1 pseudogene is annotated in these 230 nt (G+C 74.8%); it reads right to left on the bottom strand.

The features are described 5' to 3' along the window. Positions 1–230 (bottom strand): annotated as a pseudogene (locus KVS71_RS19550) (hypothetical protein); the annotation flags it as partial.

Here is a 230-nt window from a genome sequence, read left to right as displayed (position 1 = left end):
CGGGTCGTGGCCGCCGGTGCGGGTGCTGACGGAGTCACGCATGCCCGGGGTGGCCGAGACGTCCACGGGACGCGCGGTGGCGAGCGCCTCGTGGGCGACCGTCATCCCGGATGCGTGCAGGATCGGGCGGGTCGCGGTCACCACGACACTCGCTGTCGCGTAGAGATCGCGGAGGTCGGTGTGCGGCAGTCGGCGCACGAGCCGGACGCCCTCCGGAGGCCGCAACCCGG

Source organism: Microbacterium sp. GbtcB4, from assembly GCF_019091465.1.
Classification (GTDB): domain Bacteria; phylum Actinomycetota; class Actinomycetes; order Actinomycetales; family Microbacteriaceae; genus Microbacterium; species Microbacterium paraoxydans.
This window is presented reverse-complemented; position numbering and strand designations above follow the sequence as displayed.